The sequence below is a fragment of the Vibrio sp. HM8-C genome (assembly GCF_058630515.1).
On the sequence record NZ_JBMMKS010000001.1, the window covers coordinates 241,721 to 264,729 of the forward strand.

Consider the following 23,009-nt stretch of genomic DNA (forward strand, 5'->3'; position numbering starts at 1 on the left):
TTTGGTTTTAGTTGTTTTCTTTTTCGTCAGCAATTGGCCAGCCCCCAAGAGCTTTCCATTTGTTAACGATTCCGCAGAATAGCTCTGCGGTTTTTTGTGTATCATAAAGCGCTGAATGTGCTTCACGATTATCAAATTCCATTCCGGCGGCCTTGCACGCTTTAGCTAAGACAGTTTGCCCGTAAGCTAGGCCGCTCAGTGTTGCAGTGTCAAAAGTAGCGAAAGGGTGGAAGGGCACGCGTTTAAGTTTGCTACGTTCGCTTGCGGCCATGACAAAGCTATGGTCGAAGTTAGCGTTGTGAGCCACGATGATAGCTCGACTGCAATCCGTATCTTTCTGCTCTTTACGAACCAGTTTGTAGATCTCTTTTAATGCGTGATCTTCTGATACTGCGCCTCGCAGAGGGCTAAATGGGTCATAGATACCCGTGAACTCAAGTGCCGCTTTTTCTATATTGGCACCTTCAAAAGGCTCAACATGAAAGTGAATAGTAGAAGCTGGTTGTAAGTCGCCGTTTTCATCCATGCGCAAAGTGACGGCGCAAATTTCCAATAGTGCATCTGTTTGGGCGTTGAATCCCGCAGTTTCTACGTCTATAACGACTGGAAAATAACCACGAAAACGCTCTTTCAATGTCTTTGCTTCTTTTAAATCAGTCATGCTGGCTCTAGTTATTGTGACAAGGGCGGCATTATTGCATGTTATGACTGTAAGAAAAACCTGAGCACTCTATTTAGACGGAATTAATTGGTTCATTATTCGGCTATATCAAATACGAACTCAATCCTTGTCTGAAATGGCTTATGTTTAAAGACTTTTAGGTTGAACTGGCGGGATTTTTGCATTATTCACATCAGAATAAAGTTAGTGGCAATGTTTCGCCACGATGACATGCAGTATTAAGAGAAAAAAGTCCTTATGAATAAATGGCTTGTTACAAGTTTAGCCGCTGCCACACTATTGACGCCTGTTGCCGCCTCGGCATTAGAAAAGCGTTATGTGGCAACGCCACAGCAGTCCACTTGGCAGATGGTGACTAATACCCCGCTTGAGTGTCGACTTGTACATCCTATTCCAAATTATGGTGATGCGGAGTTCTCTGCTCGTGCCAGTAAGAAAATGAACTTGGACTTTGAGCTGAAGATGCGTCGCCCAATGGGAGATACTCGTAATGTCAGTCTAGTTTCAATGCCGCCAGCATGGAGACCAGGTGAAAGTGCTGATCGCATTACCAACATTCAGTTCTTCAAACAATTTGATGGTTACATCGGTGGTCAATCGGCATGGACACTGTTAAGCGAACTGGAAAAAGGTCGTTACCCAACCTTCAGTTATCAGGATTGGCAAAGTCGTGACCAGCGTATTGAAGTGGCACTATCTTCAGTGTTGTTCCAAGCTCAATACAATGCTTTTAGTGACTGCATAGCGAATCTGCTGCCATACAGTTTCGAAGATATTTCGTTTACGATTTTGCATTACGATCGCGGTAACAGCGTTGATTTGAACAAAGCCTCGCAAAAACGTTTAGAACAAATTGCTGAGTACATTCGCTACAACCAAGACATCGATTTGGTGTTAGTAGCAGCTTATACAGATTCTGCGGATAGCAAAAATGAGAGTCAGAGCTTGTCTGAGAAGCGTTCGGAAAGGCTGCGTAATTACTTTAAGTCACTGGGTTTGCCAGAAGATCGAATTCAAGTCCAAGGCTTTGGTAAGCGCCGACCAATCGCCGACAACGAATCACCAATCGGCAAAGATAAGAACCGCCGTGTAGTGATTTCGCTTGGTCGTACTCAGGTTTAGTTCTAGTCGGTATAGCTGAATTTAAATAAAAACACCGCTCATAGGCGGTGTTTTTTATCACTGGCATAAAAGAAGGATTAACCTTCTAGCGCTGCACTTGCTTGACGGTTTTGGATAAGCTCGATCATGTAACCATCTGGGTCTTTAACGAAAGCGATGTGTGTTGTACCGCCTTTCACAGGTCCTGGCTCACGAGTCACGTTGCCGCCAACCGCTTTGATTGCGTCACATGTTGCGTAGATATCGTCAACGCCGATAGCAATGTGTCCAAAGCCTTTACCTAGGTCGTACTCTTCAACGCCCCAGTTGTAGGTTAATTCAATGACAGCACCCTTTGATTCATCACCGTAACCAACGAACGCTAGAGTGTATTTGTACTCTGTATTTTCACTTTTACGTAATAACTCCATACCCATAACTTTGGTGTAAAACTCGATAGATTTGTCTAAATCACCGACGCGTAGCATGGTATGTAGAACACGGTTGTTTGACATTTTGGGCTCCTAGATTTCAAGGTATCGCTTTCAGCGTAATTTTATAATTCTATTCAACTTTTTCAGAGTATTCACATAGATCTTCAATCAGACAGCTACCACAGCGAGGCTTGCGAGCAATACATGTGTATCGACCGTGCAAAATGAGCCAGTGGTGAACATCTAATTTGAATTCTGCAGGAACGACTTTAAGTAGTTTCTGTTCGACATCGTCGACAGTCTTTCCCATTGCGAATTTGGTTCGGTTCGACACTCGGTAGATATGAGTGTCTACGGCGATGGTAGGCCAGCCGAATGCGGTATTTAACACAACGTTTGCTGTTTTACGCCCGACACCGGGTAGCGCTTCAAGTGTTTCGCGGTTCTCCGGTACTTCGCCGTTGTGTTTATCAAGCAAAATACGGCAAGTCTTGATGACGTTCTCTGCTTTAGAGTTAAAAAGACCGATGGTTTTTATATACTCTTTGACGCCATCGACACCCAAATTAAATATGGCTTGAGGTGTGTTTGCGACGGCATACAATTCGTCAGTCGCTTTATTCACACTCACGTCAGTTGCTTGAGCGGATAACAGAACCGCGATGAGCAGTTCGAAAGGTGAGTTCCAGTTGAGCTCGGTTTCTGGCTTTGGGTTGTTTTCTCTCAGTCGCTTTAGAATTTGTATTCTTTTATCTTTGTTCATTGATCTGCGCTGCTTCTAGTCTCTTGAATTTTTCTATTAAGACGATACGTTGGTCACTCGTGCACGTTCGATGGTCGGTTTTTCTTGTTTTGGCTGACGTGCTGCAAGTTGTTTGTCGATAACATTCTTGAGAGCAATGAGCAAACCGACGCCGAAAAATGCGCCCGGCGGTAACAATGCAAGCAGGAAGCTGTTATCAAAGTGGAAAATTTCAATTCGTAGTACTTTCGCCCAATCACCTAGCAACAAATCTGCGCCATCAAACAAGGTACCTTTACCGATGATTTCTCGCATTGAACCTAGTACAACCAGTACGGAGGTCATGCCAAGACCCATCCACAAACCATCTTGAGCGGAAGGTAAAACGTCATTTTTAGATGCGAACGCTTCAGCACGACCGATGATAATACAGTTGGTAACGATAAGTGGGATAAAGATACCTAACGATAAATACAACCCATACGCGTAAGCATTCATTAGCAACTGAACACAAGTTACCAATGCTGCAATAATCATAACAAACACTGGAATACGAACTTCTTTTGGTACGTAGTCACGAACTAAAGAAATCGTCACGTTTGAACTTACTAGTACTAGCATTGTGGCAATACCCAAACCCAATGCGTTGGTTACAGTAGATGAAACGGCAAGCAGCGGACACAAACCTAGCAGTTGAACTAACGCAGGGTTGTTCTCCCACATACCGTTTTTCATCAGCGCTTTATGTTCACTGTTCATCACTTATCTCCGCAGTTATATGTTTGTTTAGCTAACGACTCACGGTTTTCATTTACGTAAGTCACTGCTTTTTTCACTGCTTTAACCACAGCTCGAGGGGTAATGGTTGCGCCAGTAAACTGGTCAAATTGACCGCCGTCTTTGCGAACTTTCCATTGCTCTTCATTGTCTGCTGTTACCGATTTACTTTTAAAGCTTAGTATCCAATCGCTGATTCTTAGGTCAATTTTATCGCCAAGCCCAGGGGTTTCGTTATGTGCCAGAACTCGAGTGCCAGTAATCGTGCCATCATTTTTGATACCAATAATGACTTTAATCGCACCGTTGTATCCATCAGGCGCAATCGCCTCAACCGCTATTGCACTAGGCTGACCATTGAGTGTAGCCACATACGCGGGCATATCGTTGTCCGTGCCTAACGCTGGGTCATTAAGCAAAATGCACGATTGTGCAAGCTCATTGTCATGCAGTTTTTTCGGAATAACTTGGTTCAAAACAGATAGAAGTTGAATGTTTTCTTGTTTTTTTATCTGTGATTCGGTCAATTGGTGAGTTAACGCCACCACACCCGTTGATAAACAAGCAAAAGCAGCAAGGATAAGACCGTTCTTTCTAATTGCGGTTAACATGTCTGCTCCTTAGTGCCCATAAGTACGAGGTTTGGTGTAGTAGTCGATAAGCGGCACACACATGTTAGCTAGCAGAACGGCGAAAGCCACACCATCTGGAAAGCCGCCCCAACTGCGAATGATGAACACCACAATACCGATGAATGCACCAAAGATTAAGCGCCCTTTAACGGTCGTTGAAGCCGTAACCGGATCGGTAGCAATGAAAAATGCACCGAGCATGGTCGCGCCAGATAATAGATGTACCAGTGGTGAAGCGGTAGTACCCGGAGCAAACAACACTGCTAAGGTGCTGATCACCACTAAGCTGGTTAGAAACGCAACTGGAATGTGCCAGTTAATCACTCTCAGTCTTAGAAGGACAATACCACCAGCTAAGTAAGCTAAGTTTACCCATTCCCAACCGATGCCTGCTAAAGATCCAAACTGTGGCTGAGCCATGACTTCTGATAGCGTATGACCCGCCTTTAGCGACGTTTTTAACGAATCAAGTGGTGTTGCCATGGTCATACCGTCGATACCGGTTCGAATTTGCTGAAGAGACAATCCGTCAGAATCGAAACCAGTAAAGATCAGCGAAAGCGAATCACTGAACGATATGCTATCTGGTGCCAACTGATGTGGTGCTATCCAGCTTGTCATTTGCACTGGGAAGGAGATAAGTAAAACCACGTAAGCAACCATTGCAGGGTTAAACGGGTTTTGACCAAGTCCACCGTACAAGTGCTTTGCAATTAGAATCGCGAAAATTAGGCCAATAAACACAATCCACCAAGGTGACATGGGTGGTATTGCTACTGCCAATAGCCATGCGGTAACGATAGCGCTGTGATCCCTAAGAGCAAAATGCGCTGGGCGCTTACGTAATTTCATTACTGCAGCTTCAAACGCTAGCGCAACAAGGATTGCAAAGACCAACTGAATTAACGTACCAAAACCGAAGAAATAGGTTTGAGCAAATAAGCCCGGTAGTGCGCATAACGCTACCCACTTCATTAAATCGGAAGTGCTGCGTTTGATATGTGTATGTGGGGAACTAGCTATAAAGAAAGCCACTAGTTATTCTCCTCGGTATTTTTATTTTGTTGCTCAGCTTTGCGTGCCTTCGCTCGCGCAATGGCTGCGGCGACTGCGGCTTTCTTAGGATCTTCAGAAGTTTCAGGCTCTGCTTGAGTCTCTTCAATTGGCGGTTGTTGTTCAGCTTTACGCGCTTTAGCGCGCGCAATAGCTGCGGCGACTGCTGCTTTCTTTGGATCGTCAGAAGTTTCAGACTCTGCTTGAGCCTCTTCAACAGGTACTTGCTGTTCAGCCTTACGAGCTTTAGCTCGCGCAATGGCAGCGGCTACTGCGGCTTTCTTCGGATCTTCAGAAGTTTCAGGCTCTACTTGGGTTTCTTCAACTGGCTCTTGTTGTTCAGCTTTACGAGCTTTAGCACGTGCAATGGCTGCGGCTACTGCTGCTTTCTTTGGATCTTCAGAAGTTTCAGGCTCTGCTTGAGTATCTTCAACAGGTGCTTGCTGTTCAGCCTTACGAGCTTTAGCGCGCGCAATGGCAGCGGCGACTGCGGCTTTCTTCGGATCGTCAGAAGTTTCAGGCTCTGCTTGAGCCTCTTCAACAGGCTCTTGTTGTTCAGCTTTACGCGCCTTAGCGCGCGCAATGGCAGCGGCGACTGCGGCTTTTTTCGGATTGTCAGAAGTTTCAGGCTCTGCTTGAGTTTCCTCAACAGGTGCTTGTTGTTCAGCCTTACGTGCTTTAGCACGCGCAATGGCAGCGGCTACTGCGGCTTTTTTCGGATCGTCAGAAGTTACAAGCTCTGTTTGAGTTTCTTCAACAGGCGCTTGTTGTTCAGCTTTACGTGCTTTAGCTCGCGCAATGGCTTCCGCTACCGCAGCTTTTTTATCGTTAGTTGGAGAATCAACGACGTCTGTTTGCTGCTCTTTCTCTTGTTTGCGTTCACGAGCCTGACGTTTACGCTCTTCGCGCAGTTTGATCATCTCAGCGTTGTCAGGTTCGGCTGCGCCAGTTTTCGCAGCTTCAGCTTGTTTGGCTTTCGCTTTGGCAATTGCCGCAGCAACGGCAGGCTTCACAGCGGATTCTGTTTCTGCTGACTGTTCTTTCTGTGCTTTGACTCGTGCAATAGCCGCTGCAATCGCATTCTCACCACCGCTGGTGGTCATCTCCTGACGGCGGCTTTCTGCTGCAGCTTTAAATCGATTCTCACGTTCCGCTTTATCGCGTTCCATACGCTCTTTCTTCTCCTCAAATCGGAGTCGAGCGCGCTCAGCAGCGTCGGATTCTATCTTGCGAGTGCGGATTTCCGCTTTTGCTTGGCGGTAGTATTGAACCAGAGGAATTTCACTTGGGCACACATACGCACATGCGCCGCATTCAATACAATCTTTTAAATGCAGTTCTTCACACTTGTCGAATTCTTGCGCTTTTGCATGCCATTGTAGTTGCTGAGGTAAAAGTGAGGCAGGGCATACCTCTGCGCACTGACCACAGCGAATACACGCCATTTCATAGGCTTGTGGCGCAATTTCTTGGCGAGTCGGAGCAAGAATACAGTTGGATGTTTTAGTGATTGGCACATTTGCATGTGGCAGGGTAAAGCCCATCATAGGACCACCCATGATCAAACGCGGCAGTTTTTTATCTGCTTGATAACCAAATTCATCAAGCAGAGTTTGAACTGGTGTGCCTAGCAATGCCCACACGTTTTTAGGCTTTCTAAAGCTGTTACCTGTTAGTGTCACTACGCGACGAATCAACGGTTCACCATCAACCACTGCGCGTTTAATGGCTTGCATAGAGCCGACGTTTTGCACCATCAAACCGATATCAGCAGGGATTCTGCCATTCGGTACTTCAAGATTGGTCAGAATCTTGATCAGTTGCTTTTCGCCACCCGATGGGTATTTGGTTGGAATAACACGAATGACGATATCTTTGTTTAGCGCTGCGTTTTGCAGAGCTTGAATCGCTTTCGGCTTGTTATCTTCAATACCAATAATGGTCAGTTTAGGTTTAAGAATGTGTTCAACAATGCTGATGCCTTGAATGATCTCTTGAGCATTTTCTCTCATCAGAACATCGTCAGCGGTGATGTAAGGTTCACACTCAGCTGCGTTAATAATCAGAATTTCGGTGCGTGATAATCCAGACTGAATTTTCTTGGCTGTTGGGAAGCCTGCACCACCCATACCTGAAATTCCAGATTGGCGAATAATTTCAATCAGTTCATCTGGTGTGCGCTGTGTGAAGTCTTCAACGCCATTTTTTTCAATCCAGCAGTCCTGACCGTCAGATTCGATCACGATACAAAGTTCCGCAAGACCTGAAGGGTGTGCGGTTGTTCTTGGTTCGATCGCTTTAACCACACCAGACGTTGGTGCATGAACTGGCAACATGAATGTTGAAGTGTATTGAGTTAAAGCCTGACCTTTTTTTACGCTGTCGCCAACGCTAACTAGCAAATCACCCGGTTTACCGATGTGTTGTTTAACGGGCAATACAATTTCACTTGGAATGCTTGCTTGAGCTATCGCGGATTTATTCGACTGTTGCTTGTTTTCTGGTGGGTGAATGCCACCCGGAAATGACCACAGGCTACCCGTTCTAATTTGTTCGATTAATGACAACATATGAATCCTTAATCCCCGCGGCTTTGATGAGAGGTTGCAGTGTGAGTCACGTCAACGACGGGAATTGCATTGAGCTGCCATTTCCAAGTATCAGTGGTGGTTGCAACAGGGATCATTTCAATACAATCTGTTGGGCAAGGTGCAACGCAGAGGTCACAGCCCGTACATTCATCTTTGATGACGGTATGCAGTGCTTTAGTGCCGCCCACAATTGCGTCTACAGGGCAAGCCTGAATACACTTAGTGCAGCCGATACACATGTCTTCATGAATAAAAGCAACGGTTTTTACTTTGTTATCCAAATCGTGCGCAGATTCTTGAACATCAACACCCATTAAATCTGCGAGTTTTTCAATGGTCTGCTGACCGCCCGGAGGGCATTTGTTGATCTGGTCGCCATTGGCAATGGCTTCCGCATAAGGACGGCAGCCCGGGTAGCCACATTGACCGCATTGTGTCTGAGGCAAAATGGCATCGATTTGGTCAACGATAGGGTCTGCTTCAACTTTAAAACGAATCGAAGCAAAGCCCAGAATAGCGCCGAACAGTGCAGCAAGAACGGCAATAGCAATGACAGCAATTAATATCGTACTCATTACAACTTCACCAATCCGGTAAAGCCCATAAAGGCAAGCGACATCAAACCAGCAGTGATCATAGCAATCGAAGCACCTTTAAATGGAGCGGGTACATCAGCTACTTGAATACGTTCACGCATTGAAGCAAACAGAATCAACACCATTGAGAAACCTACCGCTGCACCAAAACCGTAGATGATCGACTGAATGAAGTTATGGTTTTCATTGATGTTCAGTAATGCCACACCTAAAACGGCACAGTTGGTCGTAATAAGTGGCAGGAAAATACCTAACAAGCGATAAAGTGTCGGGCTGGTTTTGTGCACGACCATTTCAGTAAACTGAACTACAACCGCTATCACGAGGATGAAACTCATGGTGCGCAGGTATTCAATACCTAACGGTCTTAGGATGTAACTTTCTACAAGATACGAACATACGGAAGCCAAGGTTAAAACGAATGTTGTCGCTAACCCCATGCCAATTGCAGTTTCTAATTTTTTGGATACGCCCATGAAAGGACACAAGCCCAAAAACTTTACCAGTACAAAATTGTTCACCAGCACAGTGCCGACTAACAACAAAAGATATTCGGTCATAATTATGTAATGTCTTCGTTCCGATCTCGGTATTATCATGCTTTGCGTAGGCAATAACAACCAACGAAAGATAAGGTTTTCAATTTCAGAATAAAAAAACGCCCAACTTTACACGCTAGATTGATCTCTTCGAGCGATAGAATTTGAAAGGCTCGTTTATGATGTTCGTTTGCAAGGTATAACGCTTTAATCAGAAAGCTCTGATATATTTTCGCGCGCATCCATAGTGTAATTTGTGCTGACGTATATACAGTGTAGGGTTATTTATTGTATTTACAGCAAGTTATCTCAAACATCCGCAGGTTTTTATGATCGACAAAATTCGTCAGTTTTTTAAATTTTTAGTGAAAGTGAATCCAAACATCGGTCAGGAAACGGATGGTATCGTGGCAGCTGTGGGCGGTTTAGAAAATATTGTTCATTCAGGAGCGTGTGCAACTAGATTGAGATTGCAGCTTAATGATTCTGATTTAGTGGATGCGGATTTTCTAAAAAAGAATGGCGCCTTTGGCGTGGTTCGCTTGGACAAACAGAATGTTCAGATCATCTACGGTGTAAAAGCGAATAACTACGCACAGGAAATCGACGCTAGACTTCAAGCGCAATAGGCAAAACCGATAGGGCAGAGCTTATTGAGCTCTGCCAACAGATGAACGACGAACTAAGGTGGGCATAAACAGTTTGCTGTCTGAACGATCTACGTCTTCGTTATTCACTAATTGCAAAGAAAGCTTCACCGCCTCATTTGCCATTAATTGGATTGGATAACGAATAGTGGTAAGACGCGGGTAGACAAAGCGAGCCATGTGTCCGTCATCAAACCCAATTACGGACATCTCTTCTGGAATTCGAATTCCATTCTCTTGCAGTAACACTAAACAGCCAGCCGCCATGTAGTCGTTGTAGGTAGCCACGGCAGTAATAGCGGTATTTTTTGCCATCAGATTAACCATTGCCTGTTCACCACCTAGCTCATCAGGCTCACCATACTCAACGTATTCATTTCTGGCTTCTATACCATGGTCGCGCAGTGCATCGAAGTAACCAGCAAGGCGGTCATGAGCGTCATCTATATTGTGGCTAGAAGCAATATACCCGATGTGCCTGTGACCATTTTTAATCAGGTACTCAGTCGCGATGTAAGAGCCGCGACGGTTATCTAATGCAATGCATCGTTTGGCAATATCAGGCACAACTCGGTTGATCAGTACCATTCCCGGAACCTCTTTCGCGAGTTTAGTCAGTTCTTCGTCGCTCATGCCTTTGCTGTGTAAAACAAGGGACTCACAACGGCTGTTGATAAGCAAATTGATGGCACTGCGTTCTTTCTCTGCGTCGTGATATCCACTGCCGACCAGTAACTGCTTCTCTTGTTCACTGGCTATGGTATCAATTGCTTTTACCATGATGCCGAAAAATGGTGCTGATACGTCACTTACCAAAACACCAATAGCGTTGGAGGATTTGCTCACCAGTGCGCGCGCGTTCGCGTTCGGACGATAACCTAGTTTTTCCATCGCCGCTTTAACGGCAATAATCGCTGTTTCGCTGGTGTGAGGGGCGTTATTAATTACGCGAGAGGTGGTCGCGATGGACACGCCAGCTTCTCGCGCAACATCTTTTATGGTCGCCATGCTTGCATCTGCCTTAGGTATTGATGAGAACGTTTTAATATCATTTCCACACACTTAAATACTGGAGAGTGTGCATGGTAGACGTGGTTCTCTGAAAATGTTTTCAGGTCTTGTGACCTCTAATGGCGTTTATTAAATATCGGTTGTTTCCCCAACTCAAGAGCTTAAAGCAGAACTAATGCGCAAGCTCATGCTTTTAGTTATTTCCAATACCGAATAAGGCAAGTCTCTATGCTACACCTACTGCCGCAAATGAATAATTGAGATGCATGGAAACGTTTCCATGATTATGGTTTGAATCACAGAAAGTTTCTCTAATTTGCTTATGATATTGGAAATTCGAAGGTTTAAAGGGTAGTGGACAGTGACGGAGCCTGTATTAATTAACTTAACCGGTAAGCGTAGCCAACTCATTGTAGAGGTTGGGGAGTTTGCTGAAATCCTCTATTGGGGAAAACCTGTTCGAGGCGCTCTAGAGAATTTCAGAAAAAGTCTGTATCGCCCGGTACCTTTTGGTCGCCTAGATAAAGATGTTCCAATGACACTGAGTCCTGAATTGGGACGAGGCGCTTTTAACAGCCCAGGATTAGAAGGGCATCGTGATGGTAAGGATTGGGCACCGGTTTTTGTAGTGCAACAAATTACGGAAATCGATACAGGTGTGCGCATTGAAAGTGTTGATGAGCTTGCAGGCTTGGCTCTGACGACGGAACTTTGTTTAGATTCCGATGATGTGGTGAAAACCCGCCATACGCTAACTAATTTGAAATCGGGTATTTATCAGGTCAATCGTTTGGCGAGTACCTTACCTTTGCCTGCAAGAGCTAATGAGCTGATGACCTTTTTTGGGCGTTGGGTTCATGAATTTCAAACAGCTCGCCAGCCATTAGTGCAGGGTGGGTATCAACAGGAAAATCGTCGTGGTCGTACTTCCCATGAACACTATCCTGCATTTGTCGCAGGTGAACAATATTTCGATGAAATAAGCGGTGATGTCTGGGGGTTCCATTTCGCTTGGAGTGGAAACCACCGAATGCGTGCTGATGTAAAAGCCGACGGTCGACGCCTTGTGCAAGCAGAAGTGATCTATTTCGCTGGAGAACTCGCTTTAGCTCAAGGTGAAAGTGTCACCACGCCTTGGCTGTATGCCAGTTACAGTGATAAAGGTCTGAACGGCATGAGCCAGCAGTTCCACGCTCATGTACGTCACAGCATTTTGTCTGAAGAATTTGCATCAAAGCCACGCCCAATCCATCTCAACACGTGGGAAGGTATCTATTTTGATCACGATCCTGACTACATTTTGTCAATGGCAACTCAAGCGGCAGAAATGGGTGTGGAACGCTTCATCATTGATGATGGTTGGTTTAAAGGGCGTAACGATGACAAAGCTGCTTTGGGGGATTGGTTTCTTGATGAAAGCAAATACCCTTTAGGCTTGAGTCCGATTGTCGATCACGTGAATCAACTTGGTATGGAGTTTGGTTTGTGGTTTGAGCCTGAAATGATCAACAAAAATTCAGACCTGTACCGCCAACATCCTGAATGGTTACTGGCAGTAGAAGGGTATGAGCAGCCAACAGGGCGTAATCAGTATGTGATTGATTTACTGAATGAAGATGCCTTTAATTACCTGTTTGAGCGACTAGATCATTTCCTATCCAGTTACAATATTGCTTATATCAAGTGGGATATGAACAGGGAAGTGGTTCAGCCTGCTCATGCCGGTCAGGCTGCAGCGCATAAACAGACACAGCGTTACTATCAGTTGGTGGATAAGGTTCGAGCTAAGCATCCGCATGTGGATATTGAATCGTGTGCTGCTGGTGGCGGGCGTATTGATTACGAAGTGTTAAAACGAACTCAGCGATTCTGGGCATCAGACAACAACGATGCATTGGAGCGCCAGACCATTCAGCGTGGAATGAGTTATTTCTTCCCTCCGGAAGTGATGGGTAGCCATATTGGTGCTAGTCATTGCCACAGTACACGTCGTCGACACAGTATTGAGTTCAGGGGACTGACTGCTTTATTTGGGCACATGGGGATTGAACTTGACCCTGTGAAAGAGAGCCAAGAAGAAAAGCAAGGGTTTGAACACTACGTGAAATTGCATAAGGTGCTTCGTCCGCTATTACACAGTGGAACGACGTGGCGTATTCCGAGTGAAGACAAGGCTCATCAGATACATGCAGTTGTATCACAAGACCTTAGTGAAGCGGTCGTGTTAGTGTCTCAACTGGCGATGCCAACCTACTCATTAAGTGGTCACCTGCGTATTGTTGGGTTAGATCCAGAGTCTGTATACCAAGTGTCAGTAATTGATAAGCCTAGCAACTTCAACAATATTGTGGCTTGTCAGCCAGAATGGACGACAACAGGCTGTGAAATGTCGGGTGAATGGTGTCAAAACGTCGGGCTAACAATGCCGATTCTCGATGCTGAAACGGCAATATTGATAAAACTGGATAAGATTAGCTAAACGCGATTCAAATCATCAAAAGACGGACATAGGTGCCGTCTTTTTTCATATCTCAATTTTCTTAGAGATAAGAAAAATAAATATTTCGATAGTGTACTAGGGGCATAAGCAACACAACTACAATCCGTGAATTACACTTAACACTACAATTAATGTGGATGTGGTGCTGCTATGTCGATAAAAAAAAGATATCTCGCGTTATTAATGTTGGTGGGCATAGGTATAGGTTGGCTAACGTTAGGAGGAAGCGCGGCTATTATGCACTACACCTCCGATACCGAGTTTTGCCTCTCTTGTCACTCAATGGAAATTCCTTACAAGGAATACCAAGGCTCTGTTCACTTTAGTAATGCTAAAGGCATAAGAGCAGAATGTTCTGATTGCCATATTCCCACAGATACTATGGGCTATTTGATCACTAAGATTCGTGCAACAAAAGATATCTACCACGAATTTATCACCGGCAAGATAGATACCCCTGAAAAATATGAAGCTCACAGAAAAGAGCTGGCTGAGATGGTGTGGCAGCAGTTCCGTGAGAATGATTCAGCCACATGTCGCACTTGTCACAACGCTGATGCTATGGAACCTTTTGCTCAAACCAGAGAAGCAGCAAAAATGCATGCATACGGCATCCAAGAGAATCAAACCTGTATTGACTGTCATAAAGGCGTTGCTCATTTTGCGCCCGAAGTCGAGTTAGATAGTAAAGCCTTCGATACCTTAATGGCGTTTACCAAACAAACCTCTCCAGATGCAAAAACTGTCTATCCCGTGACCGAAATTGCAATAGCCGATCTAGGTAAGTTAAATCCAACAGCGGCACTTGAAGTAGTTCAGGCAAATGGTGATGAACGCACAGTTAAACTTTCCGCTTACCAGATGAAAGGCGCAGAGCAAGTACTTTATATGGGTGAAGGTCAACGCGCGATCGTGGCAACGTTGACGGAGAAAGGGCAACAGGCTCTACAAGCTGCGGAGTTCAAAGCGGATATATATGGTAATGAATGGCGAACTGTATCGTTAACAGGGGCAATTAATTCGCCCGTCGTTGATTCATTAGATCCGGTTTGGTCATACGCTGAAGAGTTGAATAACGTTTATTGTTCAACTTGTCATGCAAAAATACCTTCGAATCACTTTACGGTGAACGCATGGGGACCGGTGGCGAAGAGTATGGGGGATCGTACTGATATCTCAGTCGAAAACTTAGAAATTCTCACCAAGTTCTTCCAGCACCACGCGAAAGATGTGGTTGGTCACTAAGGATATAAAGAAGGATAAATATTATGACTAATATGACTCGCCGTAGATTCTTAAAAGGTACTGGTATCACTGCTGGCGCGCTTGCGTACAGTTCATTTTCACCGGTTTCTCTAGCAGCTATGAATGAGCGCGGTAGTGGTGTATTAACCGCTGGACGAATGGGACCACTACTATGTGAAGTGCAAGATGGACGTTTGGTTTCTTCAAAAAATGCACTGGCTCAGACCATGCCAAATAGTCTTCAGCTTACTGGTCCTGATCAGGTGTATACCAAAGCGCGTGTGAAGTACCCAATGGTCCGTAAAGGTTTTCTAGCCAATCCTAGTTCGCCGCAGGGCGTTCGTGGTAGTGATGAGTTTGTTCAGGTGTCATGGGAGAAAGCGTACAAACTCATTCACGAGCAGCACATGCGCATTCGCAAACAATACGGCCCTGCTTCTGTATTTGCAGGATCGTATGGTTGGCGTTCCAGCGGTGTATTACACAAAGCTCAAACCTTGTTGCAACGATACATGAGTATGGCGGGTGGCTATTCAGGACACCTTGGCGACTACTCGACAGGTGCTGCGCAAGTCATTATGCCCCACGTGATGGGGTCGATTGAGGTGTATGAGCAGCAAACCACATATCCAGTAATTTTGGAAAGCAGCGAAGTGGTTGTTCTGTGGGGGTTAAACCCAGTAAACACACTGAAAATCGCGTGGAGTTCAACAGACTGCGCGGGGCTTGAGTTCTTCCATCAACTGAAAAAATCTGGAAAAACCATCATTGCGATAGACCCGATACGTTCTGAAACCATAGAGTTTTTTGGTGAAAATGCTCAATGGATAGCACCTCATCCCATGACCGATGTGGCGATGATGATAGGTATCGCCCATACCTTAGTGAAAAAGGGTAAGCACGATAAAGCGTTTCTAGATAAGTACACTACGGGCTTTGAACAATTTGAAGCGTATTTGCTGGGCAAAGAAGATGGTATTGAAAAATCATCGCAATGGGCATCAAAGATTTGTGGCGTCTCTCCAGAGCAACTTGATTTATTAGCTGATATTTTCATCCAAAACAGAACCATGTTGATGTCAGGTTGGGGAATGCAGCGTCAGCAATATGGCGAGCAGCGCCATTGGATGATTGCGACTTTGGCTGCAATGCTCGGACAGATTGGTTTGCCCGGTGGTGGTTTTGGTCTGTCGTATCACTATTCAAACGGTGGTAACCCAACTCGTGATGCGGGCGTACTTCCTGCAATTTCGGCATCGCTCGGTGGCGGCTCTTCGGCGGGCAATGACTGGGCTGTTTCTGGAGCGACACAAAGCTTCCCTGTGGCGCGTATTGTGGAGGCTCTCGAAAATCCAGGTAAGTCTTACATGCACAACGGGCATGAGCTCAAGTTCCCGAATATCAAAATGATTTGGTGGGCTGGTGGTGCCAACTTCACACACCATCAAGATACCAATAGGCTTATCAAAGCGTGGCAAAAACCTGAACTTATAGTGATCTCTGAACCATATTGGACCGCTGCTGCAAAGCATGCAGATGTAGTGTTACCTATCACCACGTCGTTTGAGCGTAACGATCTGACTATGACAGGGGACTACAGTAACCAACACTTAGTGCCAATGAAGAAAGTGGTTGAGCCTGAAGGTGAGTCTCGAAGCGATTTTGATGTATTTGCTGATATGTCTGAATTGCTCGCACCCGGTGGGCACGATGTGTATACCGACGGCAAAACCGAGATGGAGTGGCTGTACGGCTTTTACACCGCAGCACAACAAGGGGGACGTAATGCTCGCGTAGCTATGCCTAACTTCAGCAAGTTCTGGGAAGATAACGAGCTTATCGAAATGAAATGGAATGAGAAGAATGCCAAGTTTGTTCGCCATGCGGCATTTCGTGAAGATCCGGTACTCAATCCTTTGGGCACTCCAAGTGGCAAGATTGAGATCTACTCCAAAACTATTGAAGGGTATAACCTCAAAGATTGCCCGCCGCATCCAACATGGTTGGCTCCAGACGAATACACAGGTAACGCAAAAGACGGAGAATTGCAGCTAATGACAGCGCATGCTGCACATCGTCTTCATAGCCAGTTTAACTACGCCGCTATTCGTGGGCAGTATGCGATTGCTGATCGAGAACCCATCTGGATCCACCCTGATGATGCTGCGGCGCGAGATATAAAAACGGGTGATTTAGTACGAGCTTTTAACCAACGAGGGCAAGTGTTGGTTGGTGCAGAAGTAACGGACAGAATCAAACAAGGGTCCGTGTGTATTCACGAAGGCGCTTGGCCAGACTTTGATAAGCAGACGGGGATATGTAAGAACGGTGGCTGTAATGTGCTGACGCTAGATATACCGTCGTCTCGCTTGGCTAATGGGTGTGCAGCAAATTCAGCATTAGTTCGAATCGAGAAATACACAGGAGACGCACCGACTCTTACCGCGTTTGAACCACCGATGAGCAGCTAGTTTGATTGGTCACCGGAAACAAAAAAAGACGTCCTAGGACGTCTTTTTTATGGAATTTGGCTCCCCCTGCAAGACTTGAACTTGCGACATACGGATTAACAGTCCGCCGTTCTACCGACTGAACTAAGGGGGAATTGCTTTACGCGAGCGGATGTTACTTAGAGGGGCGTGGAGTGTCAACCTTTACACTCGAAAATTAAGTGAATTTTTTTCAAAAAAAACAGTTTACTTTTCTGTACCCCTTATGGGTATTACGCTGGATTTACTTATCCACCAAATTTGTGGATAAGTGTGTTAATGAAACTTGAGCAATCTTTATGGTTGTTATTATTTAAGTGAAAACTCTAAATGTAATCGATTGTATAAATCGACTAACTTAATGATTTTTTAGATTTTAAGTACTTTATCCACTGTTTCTTCTATTGCGTTGATATGACGATGGAAAGGTCAATTTAATGTCAAAATAAAATATTTTGGGGAAAACCAGTGGATTATTTTTTGAGGATTTTAAACGGATATAACTCGGTGGGGCGACGATACTAACAAACTTCAGAGAAGGATGCGAATACTATTTTTCGGGTGTGATAGATCTGAAACACAAGTTTGATTTGTGAATTTACATTCGTTTCATTGATGATTTTTATGAAATTAATTGTTGTTTTCGATGGGTTGATTGTGTGCTTGGCAATTATGACTTGCCATGCTGTAAGTCAAGCAGCGACAATAGCTCTCTGTTTTATACCTCCGAGTCAAAAGAGTAGGAAGAATGCGTAATGAGTAAGGCGTTTGAATTGGTATCAGACTATCGTCCATCTGGCGATCAGCCTAAAGCCATAGAACAACTTTTGGAAGGAATTGAGGCTGGGTTGGCTCACCAAACACTGTTGGGTGTAACGGGTTCAGGTAAAACGTTTACCCTAGCCAATGTCATCGCTCAATCTCAGCGACCGACCATTTTGCTCGCACCGAACAAGACTCTTGCGGCGCAGCTATATGGTGAAATGAAGTCATTCTTTCCAAATAATGCCGTTGAATACTTCGTTTCTTACTACGACTACTATCAACCCGAAGCATACGTACCAACAACTGATACCTTCATCGAAAAAGACTCTTCGGTTAACGCCCACATTGAACAAATGCGTCTTTCTGCTACTAAAGCTCTGCTTGAGCGTAAAGACGCCATTATCGTAGCTTCTGTTTCGGCAATTTATGGTCTGGGTGACCCAGATTCTTATTTGAAAATGATGCTTCACTTGCGTCGTGGTGATGTGATCGATCAGCGCGATATGTTACGTCGATTGGCTGAGCTTCAGTATTCACGCAATGATGTAGCGTTCGAGCGTGGTCAGTTTCGCGTTCGTGGTGAAGTCATTGACATTTTCCCCGCTGAATCTGATCAAGATGCGGTGCGTGTGGAAATGTTTGATGATGAAGTTGATTGCATCAGTTTGTTTGACCCTTTGACAGGTGCAATCAAGCAAAGAGATTTGCCTCGTTTTACTGTTTATCCTAAAACGCACTACGTTACGCCACGTGAACGGATTCTTGAAGCGATTGAAAGCATTAAAGTAGAACTTGAATCGCGCCGTAAGTATCTGCTTGAGAACAACAAATTGCTGGAAGAGCAGCGTATTACTCAACGAACCCAATTTGATATTGAAATGATGAACGAGTTAGGTTTTTGCTCGGGCATTGAAAACTATTCTAGATTCTTGAGTGGTCGTAACGAGGGTGAGCCGCCTCCGACACTGTTTGATTATCTTCCTCACGATGGTTTGTTAGTCATTGATGAATCGCACGTTACGGTACCGCAAATCGGCGCCATGTTTAAAGGTGATCGCTCTCGTAAAGAAACGCTGGTGGAGTTTGGCTTCCGTCTGCCTTCGGCACTGGATAATAGACCTCTCAAGTTTGAAGAGTTCGAAGCGCTAGCACCACAAACGATTTTCGTCTCTGCAACACCGGGTAACTATGAGTTGGAAAAATCTGGCGGAGAAGTGGCTGATCAGGTTGTTCGTCCTACAGGTCTATTAGATCCACAACTTGAAGTGCGCCCAGTGACGACTCAGGTGGATGATTTGCTTTCTGAGATCCGTATTCGTTCTGCTAAAGATGAAAGGGTGTTGGTTACTACCTTGACTAAGAGAATGGCTGAAGACCTTACTGAATATCTGCATGAGCATGGTGTTAAGGTGAGATATCTGCACTCGGATATCGATACGGTCGAGAGGGTCGAAATTATCCGTGATTTGCGTTTGGGTGAGTTTGACGTTCTTGTTGGCATTAACTTGTTGCGAGAAGGCTTAGACATGCCAGAAGTGTCGCTGGTGGCCATTTTGGATGCTGATAAGGAGGGCTTCTTACGGTCAGAACGTTCATTAATTCAGACCATTGGTCGTGCGGCTCGTAATATTGAAGGTAAAGCAATTCTTTACGCAGACAGTATTACCAAGTCGATGAAAAAAGCGATGGATGAAACTAATCGTCGTCGAGAAAAGCAGCATGCTTATAACGAGGCTATGGGGCTCAAACCTCAGGCTCTAAAACGCAATATCAAAGACATTATGGAGATTGGCGACATTGCTAAATCTCGCAAGCAGAAAACGAGCAAAGTGGTTGCGCTGTCTAAAGTTGCTGAAGACGCTGCGAATTACGGGTCTTTAACACCACAGCAATTGGATAAAGAGATCAGTAAGCTTGAAGGTCAGATGTACAAGTATGCTCAAAACTTAGAGTTTGAGTTGGCGGCGAAAACGCGCGACAAGATTGAAGATTTGAGAAAGCAGTTCATTACTAATTCTTAGTGATTGGAGCAATTTTCAGCTAAAAAAATAGCCAATAGAAATCGGTCTATTGGCTGTAATTTTGTGAATATCGTATTCACTAACAACGTCAGTTGGCTAGGTGACCCGTTAGGGTCATTATGAAACTAGCATTTAATGTGCCATGTATAAAATGCTGTTTTTGTATAATTCTCATACTAAATGTATGGTTTAGACACTGTTGGTTTGCAAATTGCAACTTCTAATGCAATCATGAAGCAAAATGCAAATAATAAATGGCTAGGCTATGCAACAAAATTACACTCCACAAAAAACAAAATACTTGTTGATGGTGGAAGATACGGCGTCTGTAGCGGCGTTGTATCGTTCTTATCTCACTCCACTTGAAATAGACATCAATATCGTAGGTACCGGCCGCGAAGCGATTGAAAGTATTGCAGCGCGCGAGCCGGATTTAATTCTACTCGACCTTCGACTACCCGATATGACCGGGATGGACGTTTTACATGAAGTGAAACAGAAATCACCTGACGTTCCGGTCATCTTTATGACGGCGCACGGCTCTATCGATACTGCTGTAGAAGCAATGCGTCATGGAGCGCAGGACTTTCTAATTAAGCCCTGTGAAGCAGACCGCCTACGTGTCACGGTAAATAATGCAATCCGCAAAGCTAGCAAGCTGAAAAATGATGTTGATGGCGTCAATAATCAAAACTATCAAGGATTTATCGGTAGTAGCCAAACCATGCAAGCGGTCTACCGAACCATTGACTCAGCTGCAACCAGTAAAGCGAGTATCTTTATCACGGGTGAAAGTGGTACGGGTAAGGAAGTATGTGCAGAAGCGATTCACGCAGCGAGTAAGCGGGGTGACAAACCTTTCATCGCTATTAACTGTGCCGCGATTCCTAAAGATTTGATTGAGAGTGAACTGTTTGGCCACGTCAAAGGTGCGTTTACAGGGGCGGCTTCAGATCGACAAGGCGCAGCGGAGTTGGCAGACGGAGGCACACTATTTCTCGATGAACTGTGCGAAATGGATCTAGAATTGCAAACAAAATTGCTGCGCTTTATTCAGACAGGTACATTTCAAAAAGTGGGTTCCTCGAAGATGAAAAGCGTGGATGTGCGATTTGTTTGTGCAACCAACAGAGACCCATGGAAAGAGGTGCAGGAAGGACGTTTTAGGGAAGACTTGTATTACCGTCTCTACGTGATTCCTTTACATCTGCCACCTCTACGTGAACGCAGCGATGACGTTATTGAAATCGCGTACTCGCTGCTCGGTTATATGTCCAAAGAAGAAGGTAAAGGTTTTGTGCGTCTGTCACCAGAAGTGGTTGAACGCTTTAAACGTTATGAGTGGCCGGGGAACGTTCGTCAGTTGCAGAACGTATTGCGTAATGTGGTGGTTTTAAATGACGGTAAAGAGATATCTCAAGAGATGTTACCACCTCCTTTGAACGTGCCTCAGCAACGTGTTGAGATTGCCGAGATGCCAATCAGTGCTCCGATAAGCGCTCATGAAATATTTCCTCTTTGGATGACAGAAAAGCAGGCCATCGAAAAAGCGATAGAAGCGTGTGATGGCAACATTCCTAAAGCGGCGGGTTATTTGGATGTAAGTCCTTCAACCCTTTATCGAAAACTACAAACGTGGAATGAAAAAGAGAAGGAAAGTAGGTAATGGTGGACGTGTTAAATCAAAGCAAGATAGATAAACTGGCGAGAGAAATAGGCGAGGATAACGTTCCGCTTCTCGTTGAGATCTTTCTTGGAGAGCTGGTGACTTACCAACAAAGTTTAACCAGTGATGAGTTAACAGATAAAACTCAATACCTTAAAGATATCAGCCACGCATTAAAAAGCAGTGCTGCCAGTTTTGGTGCAGATAAGCTTTGTGCCAAGGCGGTCGATATCGATGCAAAGGCAAAGTTAGGTGAACATTTTGATGAAGGGATTGAAGCTGAAAATATGGTTGATATTCTCAATCAAACTCACGGCTGCTATCAGCAGTTGATTGTCAGTAGCCATTGATTATCGAGAACCATAATAAAGTCTCGATAATCAACACTTTCAACTTGAGCCAATTAGCAGATTTACAGACTAAGTGTTAGTCGTTTAACTGCTCTTCGATAACCAGACGTAATTTATCTCGGTCATGACGCCAATCGCGGTTTGGTGATGCCAAATCGCGAGTCACACAGTTCCATATTTCTTTTAATTCTGGATGTTCTTTTGGACCCAGAACCACATCAATCTTACGGTTTTTACAGGCTCGTTCACACCATTCCAGTTTCTGTTTTAGGTTCATGCGTCCAGCAGGACCATACTCTGGTGATAAGTTTTCAATAAAAATTACCTTGGCTTTTGTGTTATCAAAAATGGCTTGGCCAATTTTCGGCAAAAGCAAAGGCGGCATAATACTGGTAAGAAAACTTCCGGGGCCAAGGATAATTGCATCCGCCTCAGCAATAGCTTCTACACCTTCAAGGGTAGCCGTTACTTTAGGTTCTAAATCAAGGCGTAACAGATCATCTTCCATTTCGTCTACACTGGTTTCGCCAGTAACCCACTTACCGTTCGTTGCCAACGCAGTGAGATCTGAAGGGTGTTCCGACATTGGAATGATGTTTACATCTACTTTAAGCATTGCGCGGATAAGGTTGATAGCATCCAGCGGGCGAACTGAAAGGTTATCTAGGGCAGTGAGCATTAAATTACCAAGGTTATGCCCATCGAGTTCACCGCTGCCTTTAAAGCGATACTCGAACATCATCGAACTGATTGAAGGATCGGTAATGAGCTGGTTAATACAGTTACGAGTATCACCCCAAGCAATGCCGCCTTGGCAGTTGCGGATACGTCCCGTTGAGCCACCATTGTCAGTGGTAGTAACAATGCCTGTCGCGTTCGAACCAAAGTGTTTCAACGCGGCCAAAATACGTCCGAGGCCATGGCCGCCGCCTATAGCGACCACTTTTTTATCTTGATATAAATTCATACTTCTTATTCTTCTAATATTTTATATACCCAGTTCAATAGTCGTCATTGTTAAGCTGATATGAGAACGCTCAACATGCTAGGTCGCTTGGGTATACTAGAATGTATAGGATAAAGAAAAGTCCATATACTTATTTAGAGGTAAATTAGGATATTGGTTTTCTTTTGCAACTGATTTACTAGAAACATGATGCGTTTTTCA

At 44.7% G+C, this 23,009-nt stretch carries 19 protein-coding genes and 1 tRNA gene; 8 read left to right on the plus strand and 12 right to left on the minus strand.

Translation table 11 applies throughout. The features are described 5' to 3' along the window. Window positions 1–7: 7 nt before the first annotated feature. The gene (rnt, locus tag ACOSVQ_RS01085) at window positions 8–661 is read right to left on the minus strand and encodes a ribonuclease T (RefSeq protein WP_491980760.1); all 654 of its coding nucleotides are present in this window, start codon (window positions 659–661) and stop codon (window positions 8–10) included. A 258-nt stretch (window positions 662–919) separates the two neighbouring features. Between rnt and motY the strand changes: the two genes are divergently transcribed. Next, the gene (gene motY, locus ACOSVQ_RS01090) at window positions 920–1,804 is read left to right on the plus strand and encodes a flagellar protein MotY (protein ID WP_491980761.1); all 885 of its coding nucleotides are present in this window, start codon (window positions 920–922) and stop codon (window positions 1,802–1,804) included. Window positions 1,805–1,881: 77 nt separating this feature from the next. Here motY and gloA read toward each other — a convergent pair whose 3' ends face one another. Genes gloA through rsxA form a run of 8 tightly spaced genes read right to left on the minus strand, consistent with a single transcriptional unit; the run spans window position 1,882 to window position 9,168 of the window. Continuing rightward, the gene (gene gloA / locus ACOSVQ_RS01095; RefSeq protein WP_491980762.1) at window positions 1,882–2,298 is read right to left on the minus strand and encodes a lactoylglutathione lyase; all 417 of its coding nucleotides are present in this window, start codon (window positions 2,296–2,298) and stop codon (window positions 1,882–1,884) included. A gap of 49 nt (window positions 2,299–2,347) precedes the next feature. After that, a complete protein-coding gene (gene nth, locus ACOSVQ_RS01100; RefSeq protein WP_491980763.1) occupies window positions 2,348–2,980 on the minus strand; it encodes an endonuclease III in 633 nt (210 codons plus the stop codon). Between the two features lie 36 nt (window positions 2,981–3,016). Continuing rightward, window positions 3,017–3,718 (minus strand): electron transport complex subunit E, encoded by a 702-nt coding sequence (locus ACOSVQ_RS01105; protein ID WP_491980764.1) that lies wholly within the window; start codon window positions 3,716–3,718, stop codon window positions 3,017–3,019. Next, on the minus strand, window positions 3,718–4,347 hold the full coding sequence (gene rsxG / locus ACOSVQ_RS01110) for an electron transport complex subunit RsxG (protein ID WP_491980765.1): 630 nt from the start codon (window positions 4,345–4,347) through the stop codon (window positions 3,718–3,720). The genes ACOSVQ_RS01105 and rsxG overlap by 1 nt, the downstream gene beginning before the upstream one ends. Window positions 4,348–4,356: 9 nt before the next feature. Further along, window positions 4,357–5,403 (minus strand): electron transport complex subunit RsxD, encoded by a 1,047-nt coding sequence (gene rsxD, locus ACOSVQ_RS01115; protein ID WP_491980766.1) that lies wholly within the window; start codon window positions 5,401–5,403, stop codon window positions 4,357–4,359. Beyond that, window positions 5,403–7,991, minus strand: a complete 2,589-nt coding sequence (rsxC, locus tag ACOSVQ_RS01120) for an electron transport complex subunit RsxC (protein ID WP_491980767.1) — start codon at window positions 7,989–7,991, stop codon at window positions 5,403–5,405. Before rsxC ends, rsxD begins: the two co-directional genes overlap by 1 nt. Before the next feature lie 8 nt (window positions 7,992–7,999). Continuing rightward, window positions 8,000–8,587: an electron transport complex subunit RsxB gene (gene rsxB, locus ACOSVQ_RS01125; protein WP_491980768.1), complete on the minus strand. Its 588-nt coding sequence runs from the start codon at window positions 8,585–8,587 to the stop codon at window positions 8,000–8,002. Further along, window positions 8,587–9,168 carry an electron transport complex subunit RsxA gene (gene rsxA / locus ACOSVQ_RS01130; RefSeq protein ID WP_491980769.1) on the minus strand — a complete coding sequence of 194 codons (582 nt, stop codon included), beginning with the start codon at window positions 9,166–9,168 and terminating at the stop codon, window positions 8,587–8,589. The genes rsxB and rsxA overlap by 1 nt, the downstream gene beginning before the upstream one ends. A 308-nt stretch (window positions 9,169–9,476) precedes the next feature. Between rsxA and ACOSVQ_RS01135 the strand changes: the two genes are divergently transcribed. After that, window positions 9,477–9,776 (plus strand): PTS sugar transporter subunit IIB, encoded by a 300-nt coding sequence (locus tag ACOSVQ_RS01135; RefSeq protein ID WP_491980770.1) that lies wholly within the window; start codon window positions 9,477–9,479, stop codon window positions 9,774–9,776. A gap of 21 nt (window positions 9,777–9,797) precedes the next feature. On the opposite strand, the gene ACOSVQ_RS01140 is transcribed toward ACOSVQ_RS01135, so the two are convergent. Continuing rightward, window positions 9,798–10,802, minus strand: a complete 1,005-nt coding sequence (locus tag ACOSVQ_RS01140) for a substrate-binding domain-containing protein (RefSeq protein WP_491980771.1) — start codon at window positions 10,800–10,802, stop codon at window positions 9,798–9,800. Between the two features lie 364 nt (window positions 10,803–11,166). Between ACOSVQ_RS01140 and ACOSVQ_RS01145 the strand changes: the two genes are divergently transcribed. The 3 genes from ACOSVQ_RS01145 to ACOSVQ_RS01155 all read left to right on the plus strand — a co-directional run bounded on the left by ACOSVQ_RS01145 (window position 11,167) and on the right by ACOSVQ_RS01155 (window position 17,021). Beyond that, window positions 11,167–13,284: an alpha-galactosidase gene (locus ACOSVQ_RS01145; protein ID WP_491980772.1), complete on the plus strand. Its 2,118-nt coding sequence runs from the start codon at window positions 11,167–11,169 to the stop codon at window positions 13,282–13,284. Between the two features lie 171 nt (window positions 13,285–13,455). After that, entirely contained in the window at window positions 13,456–14,550 is a 1,095-nt protein-coding gene (locus ACOSVQ_RS01150; protein WP_491980773.1) for a NapC/NirT family cytochrome c, read from the plus strand. 23 nt (window positions 14,551–14,573) lie between these two features. Further along, entirely contained in the window at window positions 14,574–17,021 is a 2,448-nt protein-coding gene (locus ACOSVQ_RS01155; protein WP_491980774.1) for a molybdopterin guanine dinucleotide-containing S/N-oxide reductase, read from the plus strand. Window positions 17,022–17,078: 57 nt separating this feature from the next. On the opposite strand, the gene ACOSVQ_RS01160 is transcribed toward ACOSVQ_RS01155, so the two are convergent. After that, window positions 17,079–17,154, minus strand: a tRNA-Asn gene (locus ACOSVQ_RS01160). 640 nt (window positions 17,155–17,794) lie between these two features. On the opposite strand from ACOSVQ_RS01160, the gene uvrB reads away from it, so the two are divergent. The 3 genes from uvrB (at window position 17,795) to luxU (ending at window position 21,841) form a co-directional block, all read left to right on the plus strand. Then, entirely contained in the window at window positions 17,795–19,825 is a 2,031-nt protein-coding gene (gene uvrB / locus ACOSVQ_RS01165) for an excinuclease ABC subunit UvrB (protein WP_491980775.1), read from the plus strand. A gap of 265 nt (window positions 19,826–20,090) precedes the next feature. Further along, window positions 20,091–21,491 (plus strand): quorum-sensing sigma-54 dependent transcriptional regulator LuxO, encoded by a 1,401-nt coding sequence (gene luxO / locus ACOSVQ_RS01170; protein ID WP_491980776.1) that lies wholly within the window; start codon window positions 20,091–20,093, stop codon window positions 21,489–21,491. Further along, the gene (gene luxU / locus ACOSVQ_RS01175; protein ID WP_491980777.1) at window positions 21,491–21,841 is read left to right on the plus strand and encodes a quorum-sensing phosphorelay protein LuxU; all 351 of its coding nucleotides are present in this window, start codon (window positions 21,491–21,493) and stop codon (window positions 21,839–21,841) included. Before luxO ends, luxU begins: the two co-directional genes overlap by 1 nt. Before the next feature lie 76 nt (window positions 21,842–21,917). Here the strand turns inward: luxU and ACOSVQ_RS01180 are convergent, their stop codons facing one another. Continuing rightward, complete coding sequence (locus tag ACOSVQ_RS01180) at window positions 21,918–22,808, minus strand: YvcK family protein (RefSeq protein ID WP_491980778.1); 891 nt, start codon at window positions 22,806–22,808, stop codon at window positions 21,918–21,920. Window positions 22,809–23,009: the final 201 nt, after the last annotated feature.